This window comes from Okeania sp. SIO2C9, from assembly GCF_010672455.1.
Classification (GTDB): Bacteria; Cyanobacteriota; Cyanobacteriia; order Cyanobacteriales; family Microcoleaceae; genus Okeania.
This window is the reverse complement of the sequence record NZ_JAAHGO010000053.1, coordinates 25,325-50,605: the sequence shown is the minus strand read 5'-3', so window position 1 is coordinate 50,605 and position 25,281 is coordinate 25,325. Positions and strand designations below refer to the sequence as shown.

At 35.7% G+C, this 25,281-nt stretch carries 22 protein-coding genes and 1 pseudogene; 11 read left to right on the top strand and 12 right to left on the bottom strand.

Annotated elements, in window-relative coordinates; genetic code table 11:
- Positions 1–265: 265 nt before the first annotated feature.
- The gene (locus tag F6K23_RS28995; RefSeq protein WP_293162199.1) at positions 266–1,207 is read right to left on the bottom strand and encodes a nucleoside hydrolase; all 942 of its coding nucleotides are present in this window, start codon (positions 1,205–1,207) and stop codon (positions 266–268) included.
- A 145-nt stretch (positions 1,208–1,352) separates the two neighbouring features.
- On the opposite strand from F6K23_RS28995, the gene F6K23_RS28990 reads away from it, so the two are divergent.
- From F6K23_RS28990 to F6K23_RS28980, 3 genes are all read left to right on the top strand, one after another.
- Positions 1,353–2,267 (top strand): 2OG-Fe(II) oxygenase, encoded by a 915-nt coding sequence (locus F6K23_RS28990; RefSeq protein WP_293162197.1) that lies wholly within the window; start codon positions 1,353–1,355, stop codon positions 2,265–2,267.
- 771 nt (positions 2,268–3,038) lie between these two features.
- Positions 3,039–3,239 carry a hypothetical protein gene (locus F6K23_RS28985; RefSeq protein WP_124144115.1) on the top strand — a complete coding sequence of 67 codons (201 nt, stop codon included), beginning with the start codon at positions 3,039–3,041 and terminating at the stop codon, positions 3,237–3,239.
- Between the two features lie 746 nt (positions 3,240–3,985).
- Positions 3,986–8,395 (top strand): GUN4 domain-containing protein, encoded by a 4,410-nt coding sequence (locus F6K23_RS28980; protein WP_293162194.1) that lies wholly within the window; start codon positions 3,986–3,988, stop codon positions 8,393–8,395.
- A 305-nt stretch (positions 8,396–8,700) separates the two neighbouring features.
- On the opposite strand, the gene F6K23_RS28975 is transcribed toward F6K23_RS28980, so the two are convergent.
- The gene (locus F6K23_RS28975) at positions 8,701–8,847 is read right to left on the bottom strand and encodes a hypothetical protein (protein WP_293162192.1); all 147 of its coding nucleotides are present in this window, start codon (positions 8,845–8,847) and stop codon (positions 8,701–8,703) included.
- Positions 8,848–10,227: 1,380 nt separating this feature from the next.
- Here F6K23_RS28975 and F6K23_RS28970 point away from each other — a divergent pair.
- A complete protein-coding gene (locus tag F6K23_RS28970; protein ID WP_293162190.1) occupies positions 10,228–11,667 on the top strand; it encodes a sodium:solute symporter family protein in 1,440 nt (479 codons plus the stop codon).
- 528 nt (positions 11,668–12,195) lie between these two features.
- Here F6K23_RS28970 and F6K23_RS28965 read toward each other — a convergent pair.
- The 3 genes from F6K23_RS28965 to F6K23_RS28955 all read right to left on the bottom strand — a co-directional run bounded on the left by F6K23_RS28965 (position 12,196) and on the right by F6K23_RS28955 (position 14,372).
- Positions 12,196–12,993, bottom strand: a complete 798-nt coding sequence (locus F6K23_RS28965) for a DUF4058 family protein (RefSeq protein WP_293162188.1) — start codon at positions 12,991–12,993, stop codon at positions 12,196–12,198.
- Positions 12,994–13,168: 175 nt separating this feature from the next.
- Positions 13,169–13,639 carry a hypothetical protein gene (locus F6K23_RS28960; RefSeq protein ID WP_293162186.1) on the bottom strand — a complete coding sequence of 157 codons (471 nt, stop codon included), beginning with the start codon at positions 13,637–13,639 and terminating at the stop codon, positions 13,169–13,171.
- 367 nt (positions 13,640–14,006) lie between these two features.
- Positions 14,007–14,372 carry a hypothetical protein gene (locus F6K23_RS28955; protein ID WP_293162184.1) on the bottom strand — a complete coding sequence of 122 codons (366 nt, stop codon included), beginning with the start codon at positions 14,370–14,372 and terminating at the stop codon, positions 14,007–14,009.
- A gap of 161 nt (positions 14,373–14,533) precedes the next feature.
- On the opposite strand from F6K23_RS28955, the gene F6K23_RS28950 reads away from it, so the two are divergent.
- The 6 genes from F6K23_RS28950 (at position 14,534) to F6K23_RS28930 (ending at position 18,735) form a co-directional block, all read left to right on the top strand.
- Positions 14,534–15,952 (top strand): NB-ARC domain-containing protein, encoded by a 1,419-nt coding sequence (locus tag F6K23_RS28950; protein WP_293162182.1) that lies wholly within the window; start codon positions 14,534–14,536, stop codon positions 15,950–15,952.
- Between the two features lie 9 nt (positions 15,953–15,961).
- Complete coding sequence (locus tag F6K23_RS28945) at positions 15,962–17,596, top strand: tetratricopeptide repeat protein (protein ID WP_293162180.1); 1,635 nt, start codon at positions 15,962–15,964, stop codon at positions 17,594–17,596.
- A gap of 306 nt (positions 17,597–17,902) precedes the next feature.
- A complete protein-coding gene (locus F6K23_RS28940) occupies positions 17,903–18,223 on the top strand; it encodes a DUF6972 family protein (protein WP_293162178.1) in 321 nt (106 codons plus the stop codon).
- Positions 18,224–18,310: 87 nt separating this feature from the next.
- Positions 18,311–18,391, top strand: a complete 81-nt coding sequence (locus F6K23_RS42970) for a hypothetical protein (protein ID WP_375340794.1) — start codon at positions 18,311–18,313, stop codon at positions 18,389–18,391.
- Positions 18,354–18,578: a hypothetical protein gene (locus F6K23_RS28935; RefSeq protein WP_293162176.1), complete on the top strand. Its 225-nt coding sequence runs from the start codon at positions 18,354–18,356 to the stop codon at positions 18,576–18,578. Before F6K23_RS42970 ends, F6K23_RS28935 begins: the two co-directional genes overlap by 38 nt.
- Complete coding sequence (locus F6K23_RS28930) at positions 18,562–18,735, top strand: hypothetical protein (RefSeq protein ID WP_293162174.1); 174 nt, start codon at positions 18,562–18,564, stop codon at positions 18,733–18,735. The genes F6K23_RS28935 and F6K23_RS28930 overlap by 17 nt, the downstream gene beginning before the upstream one ends.
- 318 nt (positions 18,736–19,053) lie before the next feature.
- On the opposite strand, the gene F6K23_RS28925 is transcribed toward F6K23_RS28930, so the two are convergent.
- Together F6K23_RS28925 and F6K23_RS28920 are read right to left on the bottom strand one after the other, a co-directional pair.
- Positions 19,054–19,221 carry a type II toxin-antitoxin system RelE/ParE family toxin gene (locus tag F6K23_RS28925; RefSeq protein WP_293162172.1) on the bottom strand — a complete coding sequence of 56 codons (168 nt, stop codon included), beginning with the start codon at positions 19,219–19,221 and terminating at the stop codon, positions 19,054–19,056.
- Positions 19,222–19,302: 81 nt separating this feature from the next.
- Entirely contained in the window at positions 19,303–19,548 is a 246-nt protein-coding gene (locus F6K23_RS28920; RefSeq protein WP_293162170.1) for a hypothetical protein, read from the bottom strand.
- 92 nt (positions 19,549–19,640) lie between these two features.
- Between F6K23_RS28920 and F6K23_RS28915 the strand changes: the two genes are divergently transcribed.
- Entirely contained in the window at positions 19,641–20,378 is a 738-nt protein-coding gene (locus F6K23_RS28915) for a Uma2 family endonuclease (RefSeq protein ID WP_293162168.1), read from the top strand.
- Between the two features lie 212 nt (positions 20,379–20,590).
- On the opposite strand, the gene F6K23_RS28910 is transcribed toward F6K23_RS28915, so the two are convergent.
- The 5 genes and pseudogenes from F6K23_RS28910 to F6K23_RS28890 all read right to left on the bottom strand — a co-directional run bounded on the left by F6K23_RS28910 (position 20,591) and on the right by F6K23_RS28890 (position 24,575).
- Positions 20,591–21,601: a dihydroorotate dehydrogenase-like protein gene (locus F6K23_RS28910; RefSeq protein ID WP_293162166.1), complete on the bottom strand. Its 1,011-nt coding sequence runs from the start codon at positions 21,599–21,601 to the stop codon at positions 20,591–20,593.
- A gap of 144 nt (positions 21,602–21,745) precedes the next feature.
- A complete protein-coding gene (locus tag F6K23_RS28905; RefSeq protein WP_293162164.1) occupies positions 21,746–22,414 on the bottom strand; it encodes a LysE family translocator in 669 nt (222 codons plus the stop codon).
- A 40-nt stretch (positions 22,415–22,454) separates the two neighbouring features.
- Positions 22,455–23,444, bottom strand: coding sequence for a hypothetical protein (locus F6K23_RS28900; protein ID WP_293162162.1), 990 nt, complete (start codon positions 23,442–23,444; stop codon positions 22,455–22,457).
- A gap of 25 nt (positions 23,445–23,469) precedes the next feature.
- Positions 23,470–23,664: pseudogene (locus F6K23_RS28895) on the bottom strand (dihydroorotate dehydrogenase-like protein); the annotation flags it as partial.
- Positions 23,665–23,930: 266 nt separating this feature from the next.
- Positions 23,931–24,575, bottom strand: coding sequence for a hypothetical protein (locus tag F6K23_RS28890; protein WP_293162160.1), 645 nt, complete (start codon positions 24,573–24,575; stop codon positions 23,931–23,933).
- Positions 24,576–25,281 lie beyond the last annotated feature (706 nt).

Below are 25,281 nucleotides of genomic sequence, written 5' to 3'. Positions count from 1 at the left end.
TTATGATTTCCTCTACAATAAAGAACATAAATTTTTAACAGTTTCTACTCGGAAGTTGAAGCTGTCTATCGGATTTTACCAGTCAATTGTCAGTATTTAAAGGAAGGCAGGAGACAGAAGGCAGAAGGGAAGAAAAAGTTAGAAGGGATAAAGCTTTTTTATCACTGATTATCCGGACATAATTAAGGAAGGCAGAAGGGAAGAAAAAATTTTCATTACTAGTCAATCCTCTTCTTTTCAAGGAAAGGTAATTATTCATTATTCATTATTCATTATTCATTGTTGAACGCGCCCATTGTTGGAGAATATAACGATAAAAACTCTCTGTATCCACCCGTTCCATCGCCATAATTTTCCGCCCACCAGTTTCTACTTTTATACAACCTTGACTCACACCTTTTGTAATAACTTTAGTTTCCCATTCTTTGAGTTGATAAAATTCTGGGTGTGCTAAATAAGCAGTTGCTAAAACATCCCAAAAATAATAATCCTGAGAAATTGCCAAAGCATAACATTGTCCGGCAAAATCAGAGATCGGATATTTTCTTTGCTTGCTTAATTTGCGAGAAAATTCAGAAGTTAGGGGTACATTATTAGTAATATCTAACGAACAAAGTACAATTGGAATTTGAGTTTGCCAAACCCTTTCAATAGCAAATGGGTCCCAATAAGCATTCCATTCTGCAGACATATCTTGCCCTGGTTCCATATCTTTACTAACATTTCCTGGTACATTTAAAGCACCACCCATCCAAACAATTTCTTGAATTTTTGACTCAATTTCTGGAGCAATATCTAAAGCTACAGCCACAGTTGTTAAAGGACCAGTTACCATTAATGTTACAGGTTCTGGTGCAGATTTTAAAACTCGTACCATGAAATTTTGACCAGGTTCTGAGACTAAAATAGTATCAATAGTTTCCTTCTCATTTAAAATCGGAAAATGGTCTACAGCAAAAGAATCTCTTCTAAATAAAACTGGAAAAGGATTAACACCACGCACCGTGCTTTCTGCTACTGGAATATCAGAACGTCCCATTAAATCTAAAATTTTTCGAGTAGCATTAATTGCAGGTTCAATATAACAATCAGCAGGGGTGACAATTACTCCTAAAGGTTGAATATTTTCCATGGTCATTAGTAAAATAGTGGAGAGAAAATCATCTACAGCACCATCATGATCCATCAGCACAAGTTTTTTGGACATAAATATTAAAGATTAGATTTCAATTAGAATTATATGTGATATTCAGATAAGTTTAAGAATGTTCATTGAGATTTGATCTAAACCAATGAGATACACTATTAAAAGAAAACGTCATCAAACCTTTAGTAAATAATTGAGTTGAATTATGTACACAGAATCATCAGCAATGAATAATAATACAAACAACAATATTTTGCCAGTAGAAAGAGTAAATAAATTACTTTTTCAGTCAATTGATACTTTAGAAGAAATTCTCAAAAATCAACAACTTCCGGCACAAGAACGAGCAACAGTAGCCCTGAAGATTCTAGAAATGACAGGTATTTTGTCTCAAACAAACCCTCGAACGCCAAGTACATTAATATCTGATGCTCAACAACAAATAAAGCAATTAAATACAGATAATTTAACAAGAAATATTTCTCCTTATCCACCTAAAATAGCACAAGTAAAATCTACATTTTTACCTGCTGTTCATGTCGAACTTCAAAACTTTTTATCTCCCGAAGAAAATCAAAAAGCTATAGAAATTGCCATTCAAAAACGCGATCAATATATTGAATCAACCACCACCACTAAAGCAGATCGATATCGGCAGTCTTATGTACTATTTTCACAATACTTTCCCGAATTAGCAGAACTTATTCAGAGCAAAATTTTACAAACCTTGCCAGAAGTATTAGCTCAACTAAATTTTCGTCCTTTCGAGATATCAGAAATTGAAGCGCAACTAACAGCACATAATGATGGATGTTATTACAAAATTCATAATGATGCGGGTAGCGAAAAAACAGCAAGTAGAGAAATTACTTATGTATATTATTTTTATCAAGAACCCAAAGCTTTTTCTGGAGGTGAGCTAAGAATTTATGATACTGAATTAAAAGCTGGTGGAGCAATAACTCATGAGAATTTTCAAACTATTACCCCTGCTAATAATTCCATTATCTTTTTTAACAGTCGTTGCAGACATGAGGTAATGCCTGTAGTTTGTCCATCAAAAGCATTTGAACATAGTCGGTTTACAGTTAATGGTTGGATTAGAAGATTAGTAGCATAAATAGTTATTTTACTGAAGTAAAGCAGGGAATAGCGGTGCGACCCAGTGTTGGCGACAGACGCATCTGGTAGCGGACTTCTGTGAGGGAACAATAGGAAAAACATTTCCCCCTATTTGATTGATCATCACTCTATACCCTAATGTCGTAAACAACTAGTTCTTTGCTGTACAAACAAATTTTTTGTCTACTCAGTCATCATGCAATATTCCCTCTGTATCAATAAGGGGGAATATTTTTTTTTCAGTTTTGCCAACTATCTAGAGACTATAAAAAAAAGCCTACCATAATATTAACAACTCCAAAAAAAGTGATGTACTGATACACGATATGCTAATTGCTATAACTTTTATCATATTAATGATATACAGTATTTTTTTCTACTTATTACTTTCTAGAATTTTGTATCTCACCAATTTGATAATTACTATATAGCGTTTCTGAAGAAGCCTTAGGTACAGTTTTTTTTTAACTGTTGCCTACTCCCTAGAATTTTATCTCTCACCAATTCGACAACTTCTATATAAGAATTACATACAGCTTGAATATTTCTCATTCCGTAAAGGAAAAAATACTATATATTGCGTAAAACCGTATTTCTTAACTGAAGAATAATTTATACAACGACATTAATAATTAAATAAAAAATTATTCTGATTATTTTTGTCATAGACATCTATTTGCAATGAATTATAAATATACCTCTTGATAATTTTTTGCTTCTACTACACCTGAATTTAAAGTTTCATTTTTGTGATTGAGAGGTGATTGTTATGTACAATAAAAATGATTTAATACTATCTATATTGACATTAATTGTAGTAGTAACAATGGGATTGCCTACTATAGAAATTAACAATAATTTGGTAGAACGATATTCTGATGAATTAGGTGAAGAAATTTTTCATCACTTTGTGAGTTCTTCTGATGAAGACCCTCCTGTTCCCTATAAAGAAGGAACAACCCGTGGCTAAATTTAGCAGATAATTTCATCAAGTTAAATTTGAGGATTTAGATATTTATTAAGAGCTGATTTATAAAGTAAATTGTACAGCGCTTTTCAAATGGATGAATCACATAATCAAAACCAAGTCCAGGCTTTACCACTACATTGCGCAGGTCAAAGGAAAGACGTGAGTCGCAAGCAAATACCCTCCCGAAGTACTCATTAAACTACGCTCTAGGTTGGAATGGAACTCTTGCCAGAGCGTTCGCGGGAGCGTCGCGCACTAATTGAAGAAGCTTCTGCCAACTATGGTGTGTCATATTAAATTCCCTGGCTTTGGAGTAATTTGAAGAAGGAGACAGGAGACAGGAGACAGGAGACAGGAGGAAAATTACATGGGGATTCTAACCCCAAGTAATTTTGAACACCGTGTAGACGGTGGGGTATTAAACCCACAAAGAAAATGATAATTTCTAGCGTCAGTAAGGGCAAACAGCCGTTTGCTTCTATAATATTGACTTTTATTACTAAATGTTGAATTATACCAATGCTACCGGATTTGATATCAGTGGATACTTTATATCGTAGCTTAGGAAGACAAAAAAACCCAAAGCCATTCAGCGTTCCGACAAAGTAAAAGACTTACTAAAATTAAAAAGGGATAATTTTGAGGTTTTTAGGGGCGATAATGTTGTGCTTTGCGATCGCTGTTTGATATCTGCCAAAATAGATAATGTATTTTGGAGATAATTTCTCGAACTAGCTTCTGACCCTATGAACTTAGACTCAAATTCAATATACTCTTATCAAGTCGGCGGTAGTCTACCTGTGGATGCTCCCACTTATGTCCAACGACAGGCAGACAAGCAACTTTTTGATGGCCTCATGATGGGAGAGTTTTGTTATGTCTTAAACTCCCGCCAAATGGGTAAGTCTAGTCTGCGAGTCCAAACTATGCGACGTTTACACGCATCTGGGGTTGTTTGTGCCACTATAGATTTAACGGCCATCGGTAGTCAGGATATTACTTCGGAACAGTGGTATGCGGGAATAGTCTATAGTTTGGCCAGTAGTTTGGACTTATTGGAGCGGTTTGATATTTTGAGTTGGTGGAGCGATCGCTCTTTTCTTTCTGCTTTACAACGTTTAAGTCATTTTATTGAGCAAGTATTGCTGAGAGAAATTCGGAAAAATATTGTAATTTTTATTGATGAAATTGATAGTATTCTCAGTTTAAATTTTAATGTTGATGATTTTTTTGCTTTGATTCGTTTTTGTTATAATCAACGGGCTGATAATTGTGAATATCAACGTTTATCTTTTGCTTTATTGGGAGTGGCAACACCGTCTGATTTGATTAAAAATCGGCATATTAGTACGCCTTTTAATATTGGTAAAGCTATTGAGTTAGAGGGGTTTAAGTTTGATGAGGCGAAACTTTTAGCTGTGGGATTTTCTGGTGTTTTTAATGATGGCATGGCAGTCTTGAAAGAGGTATTAAATTGGACTGGTGGGCAACCATTTTTAACTCAAAAAGTTTGTCAAGTAATTTTATCTTACTGTAGAGAGGTTAAGTTTAATATTTCTAGAGAAAATGAGGTAGGGTTAGTGGCAGAAATTGTTCGGTCACAAGTTATTGAAAATTGGGAAGCAAAGGATGAACCTGAACATTTAAAGACTATACGCGATCGCTTACTTTACGGCAGTCATAGTCAGGGTAAGTTACTATTATTATATCGGCAGATATTACAGCAGGGAAATATTAAGGCGAATTATCAGCAGTTTCATAGAGAATTACGACTGACTGGGGTGGTAGTAAAACATAAAGGAAAGTTAAGGGTTTATAACAAAATTTATGCAGAGGTTTTTAATTTGAATTGGGTGGAAAATAAATTACGCGAAGCAGGTTTATTTTTAGAAGAAAAAGTAGAGGCAGTATATTCAGAAACTGAAATTAAAGAGATTGATCGAATTACGAATGATGCTTTATCAGAGTTTGAATTTAATCAAATAGAAGCATTAATCTTAGCAATACAGGCAGTGCAGAAGTTAAAAAAATTAGTTTTGCATAATTTGTCTTTAAAAGAATATCCGACTATCGCCCCAATATATACTTTACAAAAAAATCTCGCTCATATTAGGCAAAAAAATCAATTTCTTAGTCATCAAATTGGAGTTAAAGATATTAACTTTAGCCTAGATGGAGAATATTTAGCTGTTGCAGAAATAAACGGCACAATTCTATTGCAGCAATTATTAAATCCTCACTCAATACAACTAAAATGTCACGAAAATGAAGTTTTGTGTGTGAAATTCAGCCCCAATGGTAAGCACTTAGTAACAGCAGGAGAAGAAGGCATAATTCAAGTTTGGAATTTACAAGGTCAACAAATAAATCAGTTTAACAGTAATCAAGGTGCAGTTAATGAAATTAGATTTAGCCCAGATGGAAAATATTTCGCAACAGTAGCAGAAAATGGAGTACAACTATGGAATATTTCACGGCAAACACGTTCGCGATCCGGAACATCATCCCTCAAGGAACGAAATATTCATTCAAGTTGGAAAACTACTGTAAGTTTTACTCGCGATGGTGAATGTATTGCAGTTTCAGTTAGAGAAAATACAGTCAGACTGTGGAAGGGATTAAAACGACAACCTACAGAATTGAAAGCAAATTACATTGAAGAGTTTGGTCTGACAAATGTAAAAATGAGTTGGAGCGGAGAATACCTACTTTGTATTGGTAAAAAAGGAATTTTGCGACTCTGGGATTTTCCCAAACGGCGGTTTTTTGATTGGGAAACCGAGCAAACAGAGATTAATAATATTTGTTTTAGTCCTAGCGACCGCTATATTGCTACAGCAGGAGCAGATGGAATAACCAAAATTTGGGAATTATCTGGAAAATTATTAACTCAGTTTCATGCTGACCGTAACTCAGTTACAGCTCTCAGTTTTACCTCAGACGGAAAACAAATTGCCACGGTGGGTGCTGACGGCACAATTCGCACCTGGAATATATTTCCAAAACAACAGAGTCAATGGAAAACTCAACAAAGCACAGTTTGGTGTGTTAGTTTCAACCTCACGGGAAAAATAGCTACCGGAGGAGAAGATGGCAGCGTCAAAATTTGGAATTTGTCTGGTCAAATATTAAATCAGTGGAAAAGTGGTCGAGGTAGACTCACTAGCATCAGTTTCAGTCCTGATGGCAAATACCTCGCTACAGCAGGGCGTAATAATATTTCAATTTGGAGTGAAGAAGGGCAACTTGTTAGTCAATGTCACCCCAATCAAGACCTGATATTAGAAGTAAAATTCAGTCCCAATGGCACATCCCTAGTAGCAGTGGGAGCAAATGGCACAGCTATATTACGCAACTTGCAAGGAAAACAATTAGCAGCATTAAAGCGCAGTAATCGGAGAATTATTGCCAGTGTTAGTTTTAACTCAAAAGGCGATCGTATTGTTACAGGTGGGTGGGATGGAAAGGTCTGCATCTGGAATTTATCTGGGCAACTTTTGGCAAATTGGAATGCTCATCGGGATAAGGTCAGAAGTGTGAGTTTTAGTGTTGATGGGGAGCAAGTTGCTTCTGCGGGTAGGGATAGAATCAAAGTTTGGGATTTGTCTGGGGAGCTTTTGAGAGAATGGAGCGCTCATCAGGAAAAATTGGTGGATGTATGTTTTAGTTTAGATTGGCAACGGGTGGCAACGGTGGGAAGTGACTATACTGTTATATTGTGGGATTTTTCTGGGCGCAAACTGGTGGAGTGGAATACTCCAGAAACGGAATTAACGAGTATTAGTTTTAGTCAAGATGGTAAATATTTGGTTGCGGGTGGGGAGAATAGTATGGTTTATTTGTGGCGAGTTGAAAGTTTGGATGAACTTTTGGTGCGGGGTTATGAGTGGTTACAGGATTATTTTGTTACTCATCCTGAAGAATTGGAAAAGTTGGAGGTATCTGAGAATCAAAATAGTGTGGTTGAAAATGTCGATTTAAGTAATGTTGTTTCTTTAGGAATAGATAGCTCACCCGCAGATATTCCTGTTAGTGTTAGTCTTCATTCTAATTATGAAATTAACTATATTAAGTTACGGGATTTATTATCCGCAGGAAAATGGCGAGAAGCTGATTTAGAAACTACTGCTATTATGCTGAAAATAGCTGGTCGAGAATCCAAAGGTTGGTTAAGAGGGGAAGATATTATCAATTTTCCCTGTTATGACTTATTTACAATAGATAATTTGTGGGTGATATATAGTAATGGTAAATTTGGCTTGAGTATTCAGAAAGAAGTTTGGCAAAATTGTGGTGCAACTCAAGATAGTAGTTATCAAATTAATAACCTGGAAATTTATAATAATTTCAGTGAAAAATTAGGCTGGAAAATAGGAGATAAATTTTTAACTTATGAGGAATTGAATTTCGATATAAATGCCCCCAATGGTCATCTCCCTGGAGGAATATTGAATTGGTTATGGTTTAGTTTTTATCTAGGAAAATCTAAAGTTTTCAGCGAGGAAACTATTTGGTGGAATATTCTTTCTGCTATAGCAATGAAATTAGATATCTGTCAGTCTGACAAATTAGTAAAAATTTATGAATCTGATCAAGAAGGATTTGTAGGTGAATTTTTAGTACATGACAAAGTAGTAAAAATTTATCAAGGTGATATTACTAATTTAGAAGTAGATATTATTGTTAGTAGTATAGGTGGTCTAGTGTATGACCGAATTCGACAAGTTACTGGGGAAGATATTTGGAAAGACATGATGAAATTGAGAATAGAAATGAGGAATTCCACCTTGTCATCTTTCAGAGATGTAGTCATAACAAACGCTGGCAAACTCCAAGCGAAAAAAATACTTTATGGATTATTAATAAGTTCACATGAAGAGGTAATTCAAGAACTACTTCATACTTGCATGAAAATCGCTCATAAACTCAGTTTTAAAACAATTGCTTTTCCTTTATTTGGCAGTGGAGTAGGTGTTTTATCTGCTCAAAAATCTTGGCAGATTACATTGTCACAAATAATCAAAAATTTATCTGATGAAAATCAAACAGTCAAAGAAGTTATTATCTGTATATATAACCGAAAAATTGTCGAAGAAATTGACGTTAGAGAGACACTAAAACAAATTCAAAACTTAGGTTGGGAATCGTTATTGTAATTGTTCAAAATTACAGCAGTTTTCTAGTTGATGAGGTACAAAGTTTTATTGCTCTAGGCAACAAGCAACAGGCAACAGGCAACAGGGAATATAGGAATAAATAGTCTTATAGCTGTACCTTACTATCCTCAAAAGTGCTGTAATATAGCAGGGAACAGGGAACAGGGAACAGGGAACAGGGAACAACAAACAAATGAATAAAAATTATAGATTAGGGCTTGCTGATTAAATCTAAAAGCATTTACAGATAAAGCTTTTAGCCTTTTTTTGTCTTGAAAAAGTACCAGGTTTTTAGCTCTTCATGCTCAAAAAGTTAGGATTTTGGGGTGATGGGGTGATGGGGTGATGGGGTGATGGGGTGATGGGGTGATGGGGTGATGGGGTGATGGGGTGATGGGAGCAGAACAATCACTCTTGCTATCATGAACGATCACCTTCTCTATAACTCCCATTTCTCCTGACTCTTAAGTAAGTAGACAAAATTATTTGTATATAAATTTATTGTTGATCCTTTGATAGCTCTATGACATAGCAGTCAAAAATGCACAATTAATTCTGTCCAGGTACTTAACTATTCCCTATTCCCTATTCCCTGCTTCAGCAAAAAGACTTTATATCATGTCCGGTAACATCGGTATTGTATAGTGAAGTAAGGAAGAAGGAAGAAGGAAGAAGGCTTAAAAGCTTGAAAAAACCTAAATTTCCGGCATTGCACAGTGACGAATGATTTGAGATTTTTATTGAATTAAATTTTGGATTAGTCAATTGCTAGAATGATTAATTAATGGTTTTTTTTAGTCACAATCTAAACTAATTTTTGGCAATATCATTCCATAATGTGCAACCCCAAATTTCCTGTAGATATTCACCCTTGATTTTACACAAACGATACCAGCGGACATGATATTATTCAGCAAACCCTAGATTAGTCTTAAACTGTACCTAACGATCCTGAAATTTTCTGTATTCTTTTTTAAAACTGGTATAATACCAATTTGATAAATGTTTGCTACAAATAGCTAGGATATTTTTTATGAGTTATATCATGTCCGGATAAGAGCGTGATAAAAAAACTTTCTCCTTCTCCTGTTCTTCTTCTTCCAACTTCAGTCTTCCCTCCTGAGTCCTGAGTCCTGAGTCCTGAGGACTCCGTCATTATTTATTTATAACTGTTCAACCGGACATCATATTAGGAGTCAGAATGAATAGTTTCAATACCAGTTTTGAGGTAGGAAATTTTCTTTTTTGTCAAAGGGACATTTCCTGAATTTGTCTTTTAATCGCACTTATTATTCGGGTGTTGGTGATTTGAGGTATGATATTCTGTCCGGGTAAGAGCGCGAACAAAAAACTTTCTCCTTCTACTACTCTTTACTTCTTCTTTCTTTCCTCCTGACTCCTGACTCCTGACTCCTGACTCCTAAATAATTAAGATTAATATCATACACGCGCTTCACCAACGCCATTATTCGTAACATTCTTTTTTAACGCTGAGAAACGCGATATTATCAATCCACTCTTTTTCGATACCCAACTAATATTTATTGCTTCGGTATTCTCTAAAAGTATACAATATCCAACAACTCAAATTAAGATTACTATATGAAAAACCTAAACATTTTCAACTCTGCCTATTTCTGGTATTTCTGCTTTACCGTAATTTTCCTCCTCTCCCTAGATTTTTGGTCATGGAAGCAAACAATTTCCTTTTCAATTCTCCATCTACCACCCTGGGTTTTCTATTTTATTGCTTTACAAATTATTCTCGCTTGTGCTATTTTTATTTTCTCTCAAACATTCTGGAAAACTGAATCTAAAAAGGAGAATAAATCGTGAGAGAAAACCTAATTCCCTACTTAATCATCAGCATCTATTTACTCTCAACTCTCGCCATCGGAATTATCAGTTATCGCACCCAAGAAAATACCCCAGAAGATTACTTTCTCGCAGATAGAAAAATTAACTCCATAGTTTTATTTTTCACTCTCATTGCCACAAATTTTAGTGCTTTTACCTTCTTAGGATTTTCTGGTGCTGGTTATCGTATTGGTATCAGCTATTATCCCATGATGGGATTTGGTACAGCCCTCGTAGGAATTACATTTTATTTTATCGGTTATAAAGTTTGGCTTTTAGGAAAAGAAAAAGGCTTCATTACCCCATCAGAATTAATTGAAAATCGCCTCCCTAGTCAACCACTAAAATTATTATTCTTAGCCGTAATGATAATTTTTACCATACCTTACTTAACCCTACAACCAATCGGCGGAGGTTATATTATTGAAAATTTAACTAACGGGCAAATTCCTTATTTTTGGGGAGCAGCTTTTTTAACCTTTATTATTGTATTGTATGTGTTTTTAGGAGGCATGAGAAGTGTAGCTTTAACCGATGTTTTGCAAGGAATTTTAATGTTAGTTTTAATGATAGTAGCAGTAGTAGCGATCGCTCAAAGTATCGGAGGTTTTTCTGAAGCTAATCGCACTGTCTATCAATTAAAACCAGAACTTTTCTCTCGCTCTGGAATGAATAATTTTTTCACTCCCCATAAATGGTTTAGTTATATGTTGCTTTGGGGTTTAAGTGTACCGATGTTTCCGCAAATGTTTATGCGATTTTATACTCCTAAAACAGCTAATTCCCTAAAAATTTCTGCTAGTTTATATCCCTTAATTACTGCCTTAATATTTATTTGTCCTGTTTTAATCGGAATGTGGGGTCATATTAACTTTCCCGACCTAGTAGGAAAAGAAGCAGATCGAATTTTTCCCATGATGTTAGGAGAATATACATCTACTGGCATTGCTTCATTAGTAATGGTAGGTGCTTTAGCAGCATTTATGTCAACCCTTGATTCTCAACTTTTAGCATTAAGCTCAATGATTACTAGAGATATTTATATTGTTTATATTAATCCCCAAGCTACCCTTCCAAAACAAACTTTTGTCGGTAAAATATTAATTGTTATTTTAGCAATAATAGGTTTAACTCTTGCAGCAAACCCCCCAGCTACAATTGCAGCGATCGCCACTCAATCTTTTACAGGTTTAGCAGTATTATTTCCCACAGTTATTGCTGCTTTATATGGAAAAAATATTTCACCTATGAGCTGTATAATTTCGATTATTTTTGGAGAGATAGCAGTTATTGGTTTTCAGATAGGTTTTATTCCTCAAAGTTTTACTTTAGGATTTTTGCCTGTGGTGCCGATAGTAGTAATTTGTGCATTAATAATTGTAGTCGGAAGACTAATTAATTTACCAAAAAATTAGTCTATACAGGGAACAGTGGGAAAAACATTTCCCCATTTTTGATTCATCATCACTCTATGTCTTATATCATGTTCGGTTGAATACTTATAAATAACTTAGCGAGGAGTCAGGAGTCAGGAGGGAAGAAAGGAGAAAAATCAAGATAATTTCAGTATTTCAAGATAATTTCAGTATTTATTCGGTACTGTCAGTTCTGAAATTTTATTTATAACTGATTATCCGATATTAACCAACTTGTTCTTTATTATGTATATGCGGGTAAGCATTCAGCGGTCAGCGGTCAGCTTTATTACCTTTAGTGGACAATTAGAGCTGCGTTGTTCTTGTGCTTCAATTCTTTGTTCAAAAATGTGGTAGAAGTTAAGCAAATACTTAGTTCATTATATTTTTATTGCTGAGAGCTGATTGCTAATAGCTGTTTGCGCAGCATTCCACAGGAAATGTTTACATATGCGGTGTCTACAATTGCTTGGGGATTAATCGAGGGTTGCACCAACTTTTCAGTATCCCCATCCGCTTCTTCCTTCTTCAATATCTTAATCCTTGTTGTCGCAACCAAGTATCTGCCCAAAGAGCATCATTTTCTGATAATTCCGGTACTGGTTTTTGAGTGTAATCTATTTTTAAATCGTAACTGCCAACATCATAAATATTATTTAATAACGCTTGTAAATCTATAATTGGTTCTGTATCTTCTGGGCGTAATGGTAAAGGAAAATCAGGGATTTTATTTTGGAGATTAAAGGCATATAAATCGGCTCTTGGTCGTTGTTTTCCGCGACTCACTAAAATCTGATAATGACTTTTATTTTTATGGTCTAAAATAGGCATTCGTTGACCGCGACGCAGTAAATCTATTTCGATAAAATTAGTCAGACTATCTAAAATTTTTTCTCGTTTTTCTAGATACATTTCTCTACCTTTTCCACCTCTTTTATTAGCAGGAGATAATATTTCTATGGTAGTTACAACTTCCTTAGTTGCTACTTCTTGAATTTCCAAATATCCTTGGCGAATAGTTATTGGTATTGGCAGAGTTACTGTTATAGGTTTTGTAGAAGTTGCTGTTGTTGCAACGGTCGATTCTGTAGAATTTGATTTGTTAGTTTGCCCTTTTTTTGACAGCACTGAAACATCAGGAAGACCTACAAGTAAAGATTTTGCATCCTTTTCTTCATACATTCTGACTTCTAGGGATACAAAATATTTCGGACGTAATTGGGGAGATAATAAGTCAGCTATCCTGACAATGAGTCTATTATGTAATCCCGGCCATAAATCGGGATGTTCTAAATATGGGTCCATACCAGGAAATGGGGATGGCATTAATTTTTCTCCTTTGGTTTTTGATGGATTTTTTAAATAAAAAAAGCAGGCACTACACCTACATTAAATCCATAAATCAGAATATGTATCTACTTACTATAATTGATTTTATTTTGAATATAAATTTATAAATATTAGTAAATTTTTTGTCTGAACGAGTATGATAAGCTATTAATTAGCTGTTTGACTCATCATCACTACTACCTCGAATTTGTCTTTGCTCTGAGTCAGATTGTATAGAATCTGTTAGGAATTTTCTTTGCATCTCTAACATTTCTGAAGCAGGAATATCTCCATAAGCTTTCCAGATTTGTAACAGCACCAACTTTTGTACTAATTCCGGAGGAAGCATTCCATTATCTTTGCAGATTTTTAACACCCACAATATTTCTAATAATTCCTTCTGTTTGGGAGACTCCTCCCGATTTTTTGCTATGGTTATTGCAAGTGAATTAAGTAACTTGTGGCAACCACCACCAAATAAAGCCCCAATAATTAATATCATCTCTACAGGTATAGTAGGAGGGAATATACTAGGCCCTAAAAAAAGATAAATTATGCCTAGTAAACCACTCCCAAACAGACCCCCACCCCCAAGAGATTTGACGAATTCTAGTATCTTAGCCAGGTCTTCTATATAAGACATGATTGTAAATTTTCTGGAATGTAGATGTCTATTTTATTAGTGTAGACCCAATAAGTATAGCACTACATAAGGTATTTCATAAGCATATTTTAAATAACTCACATCAAATCCGGTTGAATACCCACGAATAGAATAGCAGGCACGTCGCATACAACTTCCCTATGGAAAAGGTCTAACAGCTAAGATAATTATAGACTTGAGGGATTTGCCAAGAGTAACTTAGATATAAAATCTAGTATGAGAATTTGAAAAAAGTGCTGTTATTTTCAAAAAAAAGTTTTATATATATAAGATATAGCCCCATCTAGAAACAAATGTCCAGTATGAGGGGCAATACCTAATTGTCCAATAATTTAATTAGGAATTACTATTTAACTTTTTCCTGATTAGATTCTGTTTGCTCCTGTTCTGAAGTAGGAGATACATTTTTTTTCTCACTCATCAGAAGCTTAAGAATTTCAGAGTTCTCATCATCACTATTTTGGTTACTTAACTTCAGTAATAACACAAGCAATTCTAATACCACATAAATCCCTATCAACCAGATAATTATCGATGTGAAACCTGGTTTTTCCTCAAATCTAGCACTGTATAAAACAAAAAACAGATACCATATAACTGTTATAAATAAGAGGCGAACAAAACTACTTTTAATCAGCAAAAGTCGTTCCTCTCTGTTAGATTTGAAAAAATTATTGGGTTCAAAATCTGGCTTCAATGATTTATCTAACACGACTGATACTACTAAAGATAATTTTTTGTTATGTTTTTCCTTTTCTTAAATGTAATTTATTATCTATCTAAATATAGGTGAAGTTTAGGTTCATCTTCAGAGTGAGCCAAATATGAGCTATTATTTTATTAGTAGTGTAGTAAAGCTAAGGGAGGACTAATATGGCTGTTACTCTCAAAGCTTCTCAAGAGGGGTTGCAGAAGATTGATATAGCAAGAAAAAAGAAAGGCTGGACAAAAACAGAGGATGCTTGGTGGGGACTAGCACTAACCTCACAAGCAACATTAAAACGTTTTTGGCGATCGCTTCCAATTGACCGAGATGCCTTTATTCAAATTTGTCAGAATGTAGGAATTAACTGGGAAGAAGTTGTAGAAGAAACTACTCCCCTATCCCAAAATTCCACAGTGGAATTTTTTGCCTATGATGATGCTTGGGTAGGTAGAGAAGACCTGATAGCTGAATTAACTGCAAAAGTTAAAGAGTCTTGTCGCTTACTCATTCTTGTGGGTATCGGTGGTATTGGTAAAACTGCTTTGGCAGAAAAATTGGCGGTGGAGTTGCATCAGGAATTTTTGCAAGGAGACTGGAGCAAGTTTCACCAGGAAAATTTTGATAATGATGGAGAAACTAGAGACTTTCGCAATGTTGCCATCCGATGGTTGCAAAAGTGGGGAGAGTCTCTGAATCAAGATGATTATAACGATGTCGAAAGGTTAATACAAAAATTAGTTAATCGTTTGCGAGAAAATCGATATCTGATAATTATTGATTCCCTAGAAAATATTTTGGTAGGAAACGAGGATGAGGGATGGAGTGATTTTCAGGATGAGTTGTGGGTGAGATTTTTTGAGCAATTTTTGGCATCTCCAGAATGTCAAAGTCGCATTATCTTGACTTCCCAAGATTTCCCTGGGCAAATTCCTGAACGTTATCAGAATTTCTGGCAGTCTCAACCTTTGACTGGTTTGAGCAAGTCGGAGCAGTTGCAGTTATTCGAGAAAACTGGTTTAGATGTTGAGGATAATTCACCTAATCTACTCTATCTACAACGCATTGGTAATGCTTACGAGGGTCATCCTTTGGCGTTGCGGGTTATTGCGGGAGAAATTGGCAGCAAACCTTTTAATGGCAATGTGGTAGCTTATTGGAAAAGGTACGGTAATGAAATTGAAGAGGTGGAAAAGGGAATTGAGGAAGCTAAGACTAAGGGGATAACTGCTGGTGCTGACGATAAATTTCAGTTAGACAGATATACCCGTCAGTTGCGGAAAATAGTCCGAGCGCGACTAGATAAAGCTTTTTCAAGATCGCAGAAAGAAGCACTTAATGCTTATCGGTTGATTTGTGCTGGTGCAATATATAGGTGTGAAGTGCCAGAGAGCTTTTGGCTGAGTCATTTGGAAGATTGGGATTGCGATAAATATGAACAAGAGGTGGCGTTACAGACTTTGCGCGATCGCTATTTAGTTGAAATCGTAGGAGTGGATGAAAGTGGTGAGTTTCTGCTGAGACAACATAATTTAATCCGTAGTGTGTCACTTGAACATTTAAGGAAATTGGATGAGGAAGATGGTTAATTTAAGAAAGTGAACAAAAATCCCCTAGATAAAGCTATCTTACCTTCTACTGAATCTGTTTTGGAATTGCTGAAACTCGATCCAGGTGCTATAAAATTGATGAAAGCACGTTCTAAGCGTCTTCAATATCGGGCTGTTATTAATTGGTTGACTCACTACAAATGTCCGCCAGAAGTAAATGATAACTTAGAGCTAGTAAAAGGTTATGTAGAAGCATTTTATCATCTTGCTGCAGTAGAGGATTGGGAAAGAGCTAGCAAAATCCTCACAATTAAAGTACCACCAATTAATGAAGATTTAGACACTCAACTAATGAGGTGGGGTTACTATGAGGAATGTATTCAATTCTATAGTAGACTATTAGGTAAATTAGACCAAAATTGGGATGGTATTTTTTTAAATGGTTTGGGTAATGCTGACTATTCCCTAGGAGACTATGACAAAGCCATCGACTATCATCAGCAGAGTTTACAGATTGCCAGGGAAATAGGCAACCGTTCTGGTCAAAGTAATGCTTTAGGGCATTTGGGTCTTGCTTATGATTCCCTGGGAAAATATGACAAAGCCATCGACTATCATCAGCAGAGTTTACAGATTGCCAGGGAAATAGGCAACCGTTCTGGGGAGGGCATAGCTTTGGGGAATTTGGGCCTTGCTTACTATTCTCTAGGAGACTATGACAAAGCCATCGATTATCATCAGCAGAGTTTACAGATTGCCAGGGAAATAGAAAACCGTTCTGGGGAGGGTATAGCTTTGGGGAATTTGGGTCTTGCTTACTATTCCCTGGGAGAATATGACAAAGCCATGGATTATCATCAGCAGAGTTTACAAATACTCAGGGAAATAGGCAACCGTTCTGGTGAGGGTATAGCTTTGGGGAATTTGGGTAATGCTTACTATTCCCTAGGAGAATATGACAAAGCCATGGACTATTATCAGCAGAGTTTACAAATACTCAGGGAAATAGGCAACCGTTCTGAGGAGGGTATAGCTTTGGGGAATTTGGGTCTTGCTTACTATTCCCTAGGAGAATATGACAAAGCCATGGACTATCATCAGCAGAGTTTACAAATACTCAGGGAAATAGGCAACCGTTCTGAGGAGGGTATAGCTTTGGGGAATTTGGGTCTTGCTTACTATTCCCTGGGAGAATATGACAAAGCCATGGACTATCATCAGCAGAGTTTACAGATTGCTAGGGAGATAGGCGATCGCTCTGGGGAGGGTTCTGCTTTGGGGAATTTGGGTAGTGCTTACCATTCCCTAGGAGAATATGACAAAGCCATGGAGTATTCTCAGCAGTATTTACAAATAGCTAGGGAAATAGGCTATCGCTCTGGGGAAGGTGCTGCTCTGGCAAACTGGGGAGATACTATGCTCAAGTTAGGAAAATATGCCGAATCTCTGGAATATTTACAAGCAGCATTAGAGATATTTCAGCAGATAGGAAACCCTCATCTCCAAGCAATAGCTCTCAAGAATTTGGCACAAACCTATCAGCACTTAGGAAATTTAGATGCAGCACGACGGTATTGCGATGAGGCGTTGGCTATTTTCACAGAATTAGGAGTGCCAGAATTGAAAGAATGTCAGGAGTTGCGGGAGGAAATTCACAAGTCAAAAGTCAAAAGTCAAAAGTAAGAATGTCTGCAAACTCTTTGATTTCCATTGTCAAAGAGTTAGGGTTTGGAGACCAAACCCCTACAGTAAATATAATAATTGAGTGTTCAACCAAATCAGGAGTTACCCAAAAAATGAAATTATACGCCATCTGTAGGGGCGAATCGCGATTCGCCCCTACTAGATATGCTGGTTCTGCGTAAGTCCTGCAAATTGAAGTTTTTGCCAATATTGATGGTAAAGTCTTATTCTGCAAAAAGGAGTCCTCTGCACAGAAGAGCGATCGCTTTTTGATACACTTAGATTATCCGTTAACAAAAAAATAATATGAGTGGTATCGACCGCAAAATCTATCTGGAAACTAGAACCAGTTTAATTGATAAGCATCTCCCTGGTACGGAAAAATCCCAAAGAGAATTAGAAACAGAAGGAATAGTCTATCTATTCAGCGATCGCGAAACAATGGAAAGAGTCGCATCTGAAATCTTCAAAAGAGGAGAACGCACAGGAGCAGAGGATATAGCAGACAAATACGAACGCTATGGATTATTTTTTGCCGAACCAATAGGTTATATACTAAAATCAGATGGAACTCAAATTCCTCTTTATTATAAAAATCCGGTTGAACATTTGTCATTGCGACGATAGGAAGCAATCTCCTAACTCCTTGAGATTGCTTCCTTCCACTCCGTTCCAGTCGCAATGACTTGGGTATAGTAATTATCCGGATTTTATATATATGGGGAAATAAAAATCAAAAAGACCACAGGTAAATACCATGTCATACCTCGCACAAGACCGCGCACAACCAGATGAACTAACCCAAAAATCTCAATTATCCACAGAATGGGAGTTTGCAGAAATTTGGGTCGATCCTTATCTTTCTCCACCCTATATTTTAATGCTAATTACAGCGGTTTTCATTTGGGTAGACCACAGTAGGGGCGAATGGCCATTCGCCCCTACAGGGTTTTGGTTGTGGCGATGTGGTTTATCAATCTGAAAAGCGCTGTAAAGAGCAGTCGGGCAAATTTTCCATACAAAATCCAGTGGAAAGCTACAAAACAATCTTTACAGGTGACACCTACGAAGAAGCACAAATGTGGTTGCTTGAGGATGAATACGAGCGAGTAACTGGTCGTTTTTGTCAACCAGAGTAAAAATTCGTAGATTTCCATTGTCAAAGAGTTAGGGTTTAGAGACCAAACCCCTACAGTAAATATAATAATTGAGTATTCAACCAAATCAGGAGTTACCCAAAAAATGAAATTATACGCCATCTGTAGGGGCGAATCGCGATTCGCCCCTACTAGATATGCTGGTTCTGCGTAAGTCCTGCAAATTCAAGTTTTTGCCAATATTGATGGTAAAATCTTATTCTCCAAAAAAGATTCCTCTGCACAGAAGAGCGATATAGCTGCCGCTAGGATCCGCCAACGCGTCAGCGGAACGGAGTTCTATCGCCCCTCAAAAACTTATCACTTATAGACATCGCCACGAGAACCAATAGTAGTCACAACATATACTTGGTTTTCTCGATCTTCCATAAACAAAACCCGATATTTTCCCACTCGCAACCGTAACTCAGGACGACCTTGAAGCGGTTTAATATCAAGACCACTAGCATCTAAAACCAGAGTATCCAAAGCTTTAATTATTCGTAAATTGGTCGTCTGGTTGCATCCTTTCTAAATATCGTTGTGCAGCTTTCAAAAGAATGAATATAGTCAGTCAATTTTTTCTCCAAAAAGTTTCAATTTTAACTCTTTTGAGGAAATGCCGCGATCGCGGCCAGCCAAATAATCTTGCCAAGCTAATTCACTTTCATTTATTTCAGAAATAGGAATGACCTCGGAATCTCCTTCTACTTCTACTTCCTCATTAACCATCTGTTGCAATGCTTCTAGTAATCTCAGTCGATCTGTATAGGAAAGATTATATACTTGATTTAGTACCTGCTCGTAAGTAAACATAGACTATCAATTTATTTTTAACTTTAGCCATTTCCTGCTACATCATTATATTTGCTAAAATCAAACAACTTAAATATCACAATCAAATTATTATGGTAAACAACAACCAATTACTCAATCTACCATCAAGTGACGAATTACCTGATTCAGACGACAAACCCGTGGATCACGAAATACAAATTCTAATTCCTAACCTGCTAATGTTAATTTTAAATCAGTTATGGGGCGATCGCTATGATTGGTTTTTTGGCGTAAATATGGGAATTTTCCACACCACGGGGTCAAACCCTAGAGTTGCTATAGTTCCTGATGCTTTGCTCAGTCTGGGAGTTCCACGACTCAAAAATAATAAATTGCGATCCTCCTATGTTCTTTGGGAGGAAAATTATGTTGTTCCGATCTTCGTATTGGAAATTGTTTCTAAAACTTATGGGGATGAATACGATGAAAAAATGATTGATTACGCTCGGTTGGGGGTCTTGTATTATGTTATCTATAACCCAGATTATTCCAAGCGAGACCAACATAAGCGTTTTGAGGTGTATCGTTTGGTAGATGGAGCATACCAACGTTTAAAAGGAAATCCCGTGTGGATGCCAGAAATTGGTCTGGGAATAGGAACTGAAGTTGGTAATCATTACCGTTCCGAACAAGAGTGGTTGTATTGGTATGACTCTGAAGGGAACAGGTTTATGACCCCAGAAGAGGAAACACTTCAGCAACGACAACGAGCTGAACAACTTGAACAACAAGCTCAACAGGAGCGACAACGAGCTGAACAATTTAAACAAATGTTGCGTTCCCTTGGTGTCGATCCAGAACAGTTGTAGCTAGAGCTTTGGTTAAAAGTTAAACAGACAAAAACTTGATTACAATTTCTTGAGTTGAAGAGCGATCGCTCCTCATTTCCTTTTCTAGAAAAAATTGCTATAACTATCAAATTATACCAAAGTAGATCGTAATAAATGTCGTAGAGCAGGCAAACGTGATGATTAAAATAAACATAAATAGACTTAATATTTACCCACCCTACTACAGCTAATTAAACCAAACTTTGAGCAGGTTTATAACTTTGAATAGCTTTCATATATTGTGCCCTTTCAAATTTACTCTCATCAGGACAATTAATTTGACTCATACTACCGCGCATCTGTGCTATTGATTCATATTCATGTTCTTCCATCCAATGAATCATTTCATTTTCGATAACTTGAATATGATTAATTCCATGACGTAATAAAGTACCCACTAGCTGAGTTACATTCGCACCTGCCATCATCATTTTAATAACATCTTGCCCTTTTTGAACGCCGCTAGTTGCTGCAAAATCAACTTCTAATCTACCGTACAAAATAGCTATCCAACGCATAGGTAGACGCATTGCTTGTGGGGTACTTAATAATACATTAGTTACAACTTCTAGCTCTTCAATATTAATATCTGGCTGATAGAAACGGTTAAACAAAACTAATCCATTTACCCCTGCTTCTACCAATTTTTTCGACATATTTGCCATGTTACTAAAGAAGGGGCTAAGTTTAATAGAAACCGGAATATTTACCTCAGATTTAACAGCTTGCAGAATACTAATATAACTTTGTTCTACTTGTTCCCCAGTCATATCCATATTAGTAGGAATATTGTAGATATTTAACTCTAAAGCATCTGCACCAGCAGTCTCTAATTCTTTAGCATAATGAGTCCAACCACCAATAGTTGAACCATTTAAACTGGCAATAATTGGTATATTTACCATTTTTTTTGCCTGAGTAATATGCTTTAAATATTCCGAAGTACCGACATGAAATACTTCTGGTTCGGGAAAATAAGTTAGAGCTTCTGGAAAACTTTCTGTGCCGTATTCTAAATGATGTTGTAATTCCAAACGTTCTTCACGAAGTTGTTCTTCAAATAAAGAATGTAAAACTACTGCAGCAGCACCAGCATCTTCCATCCGTTTGAGATTATCTAAGTCTTCAGTTAAAGGTGCAGCAGCTCCCACAACTAATGGGGAACGTAATTGTAATCCTAAATAATTTGTTGTGATATCCATGGTTAGTTTTTCCTGTTATTGATAATGGGAAGAAAGAAGGAAGAAGTAAGAAAGCGTAGGTTGAGTTGAGGAAACTTGTTAGCGCAGCTCATCCGTAGGATAAACCCAACAAACACCTATTCGGCATCGAGCTGATTACAAATTCTAGCCCATAAATTGTAAGGTGCTGTGAGGAAAAAGCCAGAGCTTTGCGAATCCCAATACCGAAAAAAATAGACCAAAAAAGATTACTAAGGCTGCAGCAATACGGTTCAAAACAACCAGATATATTTGGTTTAAGACTTTTTTCAGAAAACTGAGGAAAGTCACTAAGATTAACCACCAAAGGGCTGAACCAATGAAAATACCGGATAGAATTACAGTCAATAAAAAAACTTCATTATAGTCAATCATGTTAAAAACTTCTGACTCAGTTATTAGGATACTCGCTACGATTATGCTTTTAGGATTTGTTAGGGCAAAAAGTGTAGATCCCAGATACGTTTTGATTAATCCTGAGTTTTTCATATTATCTGCATTGATATCAGATATATCTTTACGGATACTAGAAACTCCAAAGTAGCAGAGAAAGATCCCACCTATGATTTCTAATATTCCAAGGTAATTTGATAATAAGGATTTAACCGCAACGAGTCCTGAAAATCCTATAAAACTATAGGTAGTATGAGCAGTAGCCGCTCCTAGTCCTGTAGCAAGGCCAGACTTCCTACCATAGGATAAAGTATTTTTTGTACAAAGGATTGCGTTACCACCAAAAGGCAAGGCAATAAAGAAGCCTATAAAAATACCAGATAGCAATAATTTTGTAATCATTAATCACCTATTTAACACATTAAAGTTATAGATTCACAAATTAAAGAAGTGGTTTTACTAAAACTTCTTCACACAAAAAAGGAGCCGGAACATAATGTTCCCCAAGGAAAGAAATAAATTTTTGCAAATTAGATTGATCGTTAGATGCAACAAGTTCATAAAAATTAGTGCTATTCCAGATCATATACGCATATTTAAAGTGATAACTTATAGAATCTACTAACTCATCTAAGGTCACTTGACATTGCTCCATCTCTTCGAGGATCTGCGAAACTTTTTGATCGATGTCAGCTTTAGTAAAGTAATGGGGCTTAAATAGGTTATCCTTTATATATTCTCTCCTTTCATACTCATCACGGACAGGATTAATCAGCTTTTCACAAAAGATCATTAATCCATCACTTTTAAGTACTCGCTTCACATATGCAATTTGAGCTTTACGATTAGGATCATACATTTGAAATGTTGTATTTTCATATATGACATCAAAACCATATTTGAGATAAGGACGATCGTTTCTTGCTGAAATATACTTAGGCGTGATGTCTACAAAAGGTCCGATATAAATATCGGAATAGCTGTGTTGGCAAAACCTATGGAAATTTTCTCCATTGGCTGGATTTGGAGAGTCAGTTAAAGTTCTAATCATGCCTTGGGAATATTCAGCCAGTGTTCTTGCATTTGTTCCATCTGCTGAACTTGTCTCATAATAAGTAAAAGGATTTTTCTCATCTTTTAGTCGGTGTTTTGCCAACCTTTGTAGAGCTACACCGATTCGGCATTGCTCTTCTATAAAAAAGGGAATACTGGCACACAGATGTTGATAGAATGTTCCTATATTGCGTTGAAATACACTGTGATATTCCCGATATTCATTGCTTTTACTTAAAAAGTCAGAGGTTGCATATACGCTTTGTGTAGGTGCTTGAGAAGTACCCGCAGCAATATTCTCAAAATGTTTCAGGAGAGAGGTTACACGAGGCCCTTTAAGCATAGTAGCCCTGATTTTATCATAGTCAAATACTTTCATATTTAAAAAATACCAGTCGAAATTAGTAGGAATAATGATGTTGTAATTCCAAACGTTCTTCACGAAGTTGTTCTTCAAATAAAGAATGTAAAACTACTGCAGCAGCACCAGCATCTTCCATCCGTTTGAGATTATCTAAATCTTCGGTTAAAGGTGCAGCAGCTCCCACAACTAGAGGGGAACGTAATTGTAATCCTAAATAATTTGTGGTAATATCCATAATGTTTAAGTCAAAAATGATCGACTTTAATTTAATATTTGCTTGATCAACAGTTTCTGAGACTATACAATTGAGCCAAATATCTCTTCAGAAAGTTCTTTTAACTCTTTGTTAGCAAGCACCTTTAACATAATTGGATGGTCTAAAAATGCTTGATAACGAGATAGCACATTCATGTGACTAGCTTTACCAGTATAATTAACTTTATCAAATGAACTCCCTTTTCCTACGTTAGGAACAGTATCAATTCCTGCATCGGTAAAAATTCATCCTAAAGCTTCAGTAATTTTCTGTCTGTAAGCTTTATTTACAAACCATTCATTGTAACTTATACTAATCCGATTTTTAAAATAATTAGATAACCCTAAATATTCTTTGGCATGTTCTATCCATTTCTTGATTATAGCCTCTGGATTTTTGCTAAGATTTCTACCTTCTTCTTTTTTAATTAGACTGGCAAAGTTGTTATATGGATCTCTGATAATTAAGAGGTCAAACCTACGTTGACTTTTTCCAAGAAATTCTTCTCGTCTTTCTTCAAACCACGGCATCATAGCATCACTAAGATCGTAATGTTCATAGCTATGAATAAGTAGTTTTTTAAGTGCATATTTTCTCAGTTTCTCCCTATCTAAAGTCACAGAATTTCTACCATATAAATATTCTGTTTTACTATTCATCAAATATTTGAAATATCTCTGCCACTTCCAGTTATCTTGATGATAAATTAGTGGATTTATTCCACCAATATTAGCTTGTGAAAAGCTTTTATAAGGATCTTTATCTTTATAGACTTTTACATCATTTAAATGAACAAAATTTCCATTATTTTGCCGGATAATCCAATTTATAATTGCATGATTACCACTACGACGTAAACCAAAACAACTAATATCTGTTGCATTTGTCAAATACATAATACTTTTGAGTTAATGGCTGTAATAATATAGCAATATGATATTAGTTGTGAGATATTGGAGACTTTTTTTTTAGGGAATAGGGAATAGGGAAGAAGAAAAAGCGAATACATAAGAAATAAGATAACTACTATATTCTATACTTCAAAGGAAAACCTCAATTCTCACATCTGATTCCTGATTGCTATATTAAATATCTGCTAATTGACTATGATTATATCATCTATTTTTTGATTGGTCAATAATTTTTGTTGTGTTGCGCACTGTAAGGGTAAACGGCCGTTTACCCCTACCAAACCTACAGTTTTATTGCTCGGAAACTATTACCGAATAATTAATAATTAATAATTAGGGTTTGCTGATTAAATTTTCAAGCATTGACTGATAAAGGTTTTAGCCGTTTTAGGTCTTGAAAAAGTACAACGAATAATTAATAATTAATAATTAATAATTAATAATTAGGGTTTGCTGATTAAATTTTCAAGCATTGACTGATATTGGTTAGGACTTACGGATATACGCTATATATAGCGCTTAAAACTATTGTTCAATAGTACTTTTACCCTATAAATAGTGCCTTTGCGTAAGTCCTGAAGGTTTTAGCCGTTTTAGGTCTTGAAAAAGTACACCGAATAGTTAATAATTAATAATTAATAATTAATAATTAGGGTTTGCTGATTAAATTTTCAAGCATTGACTG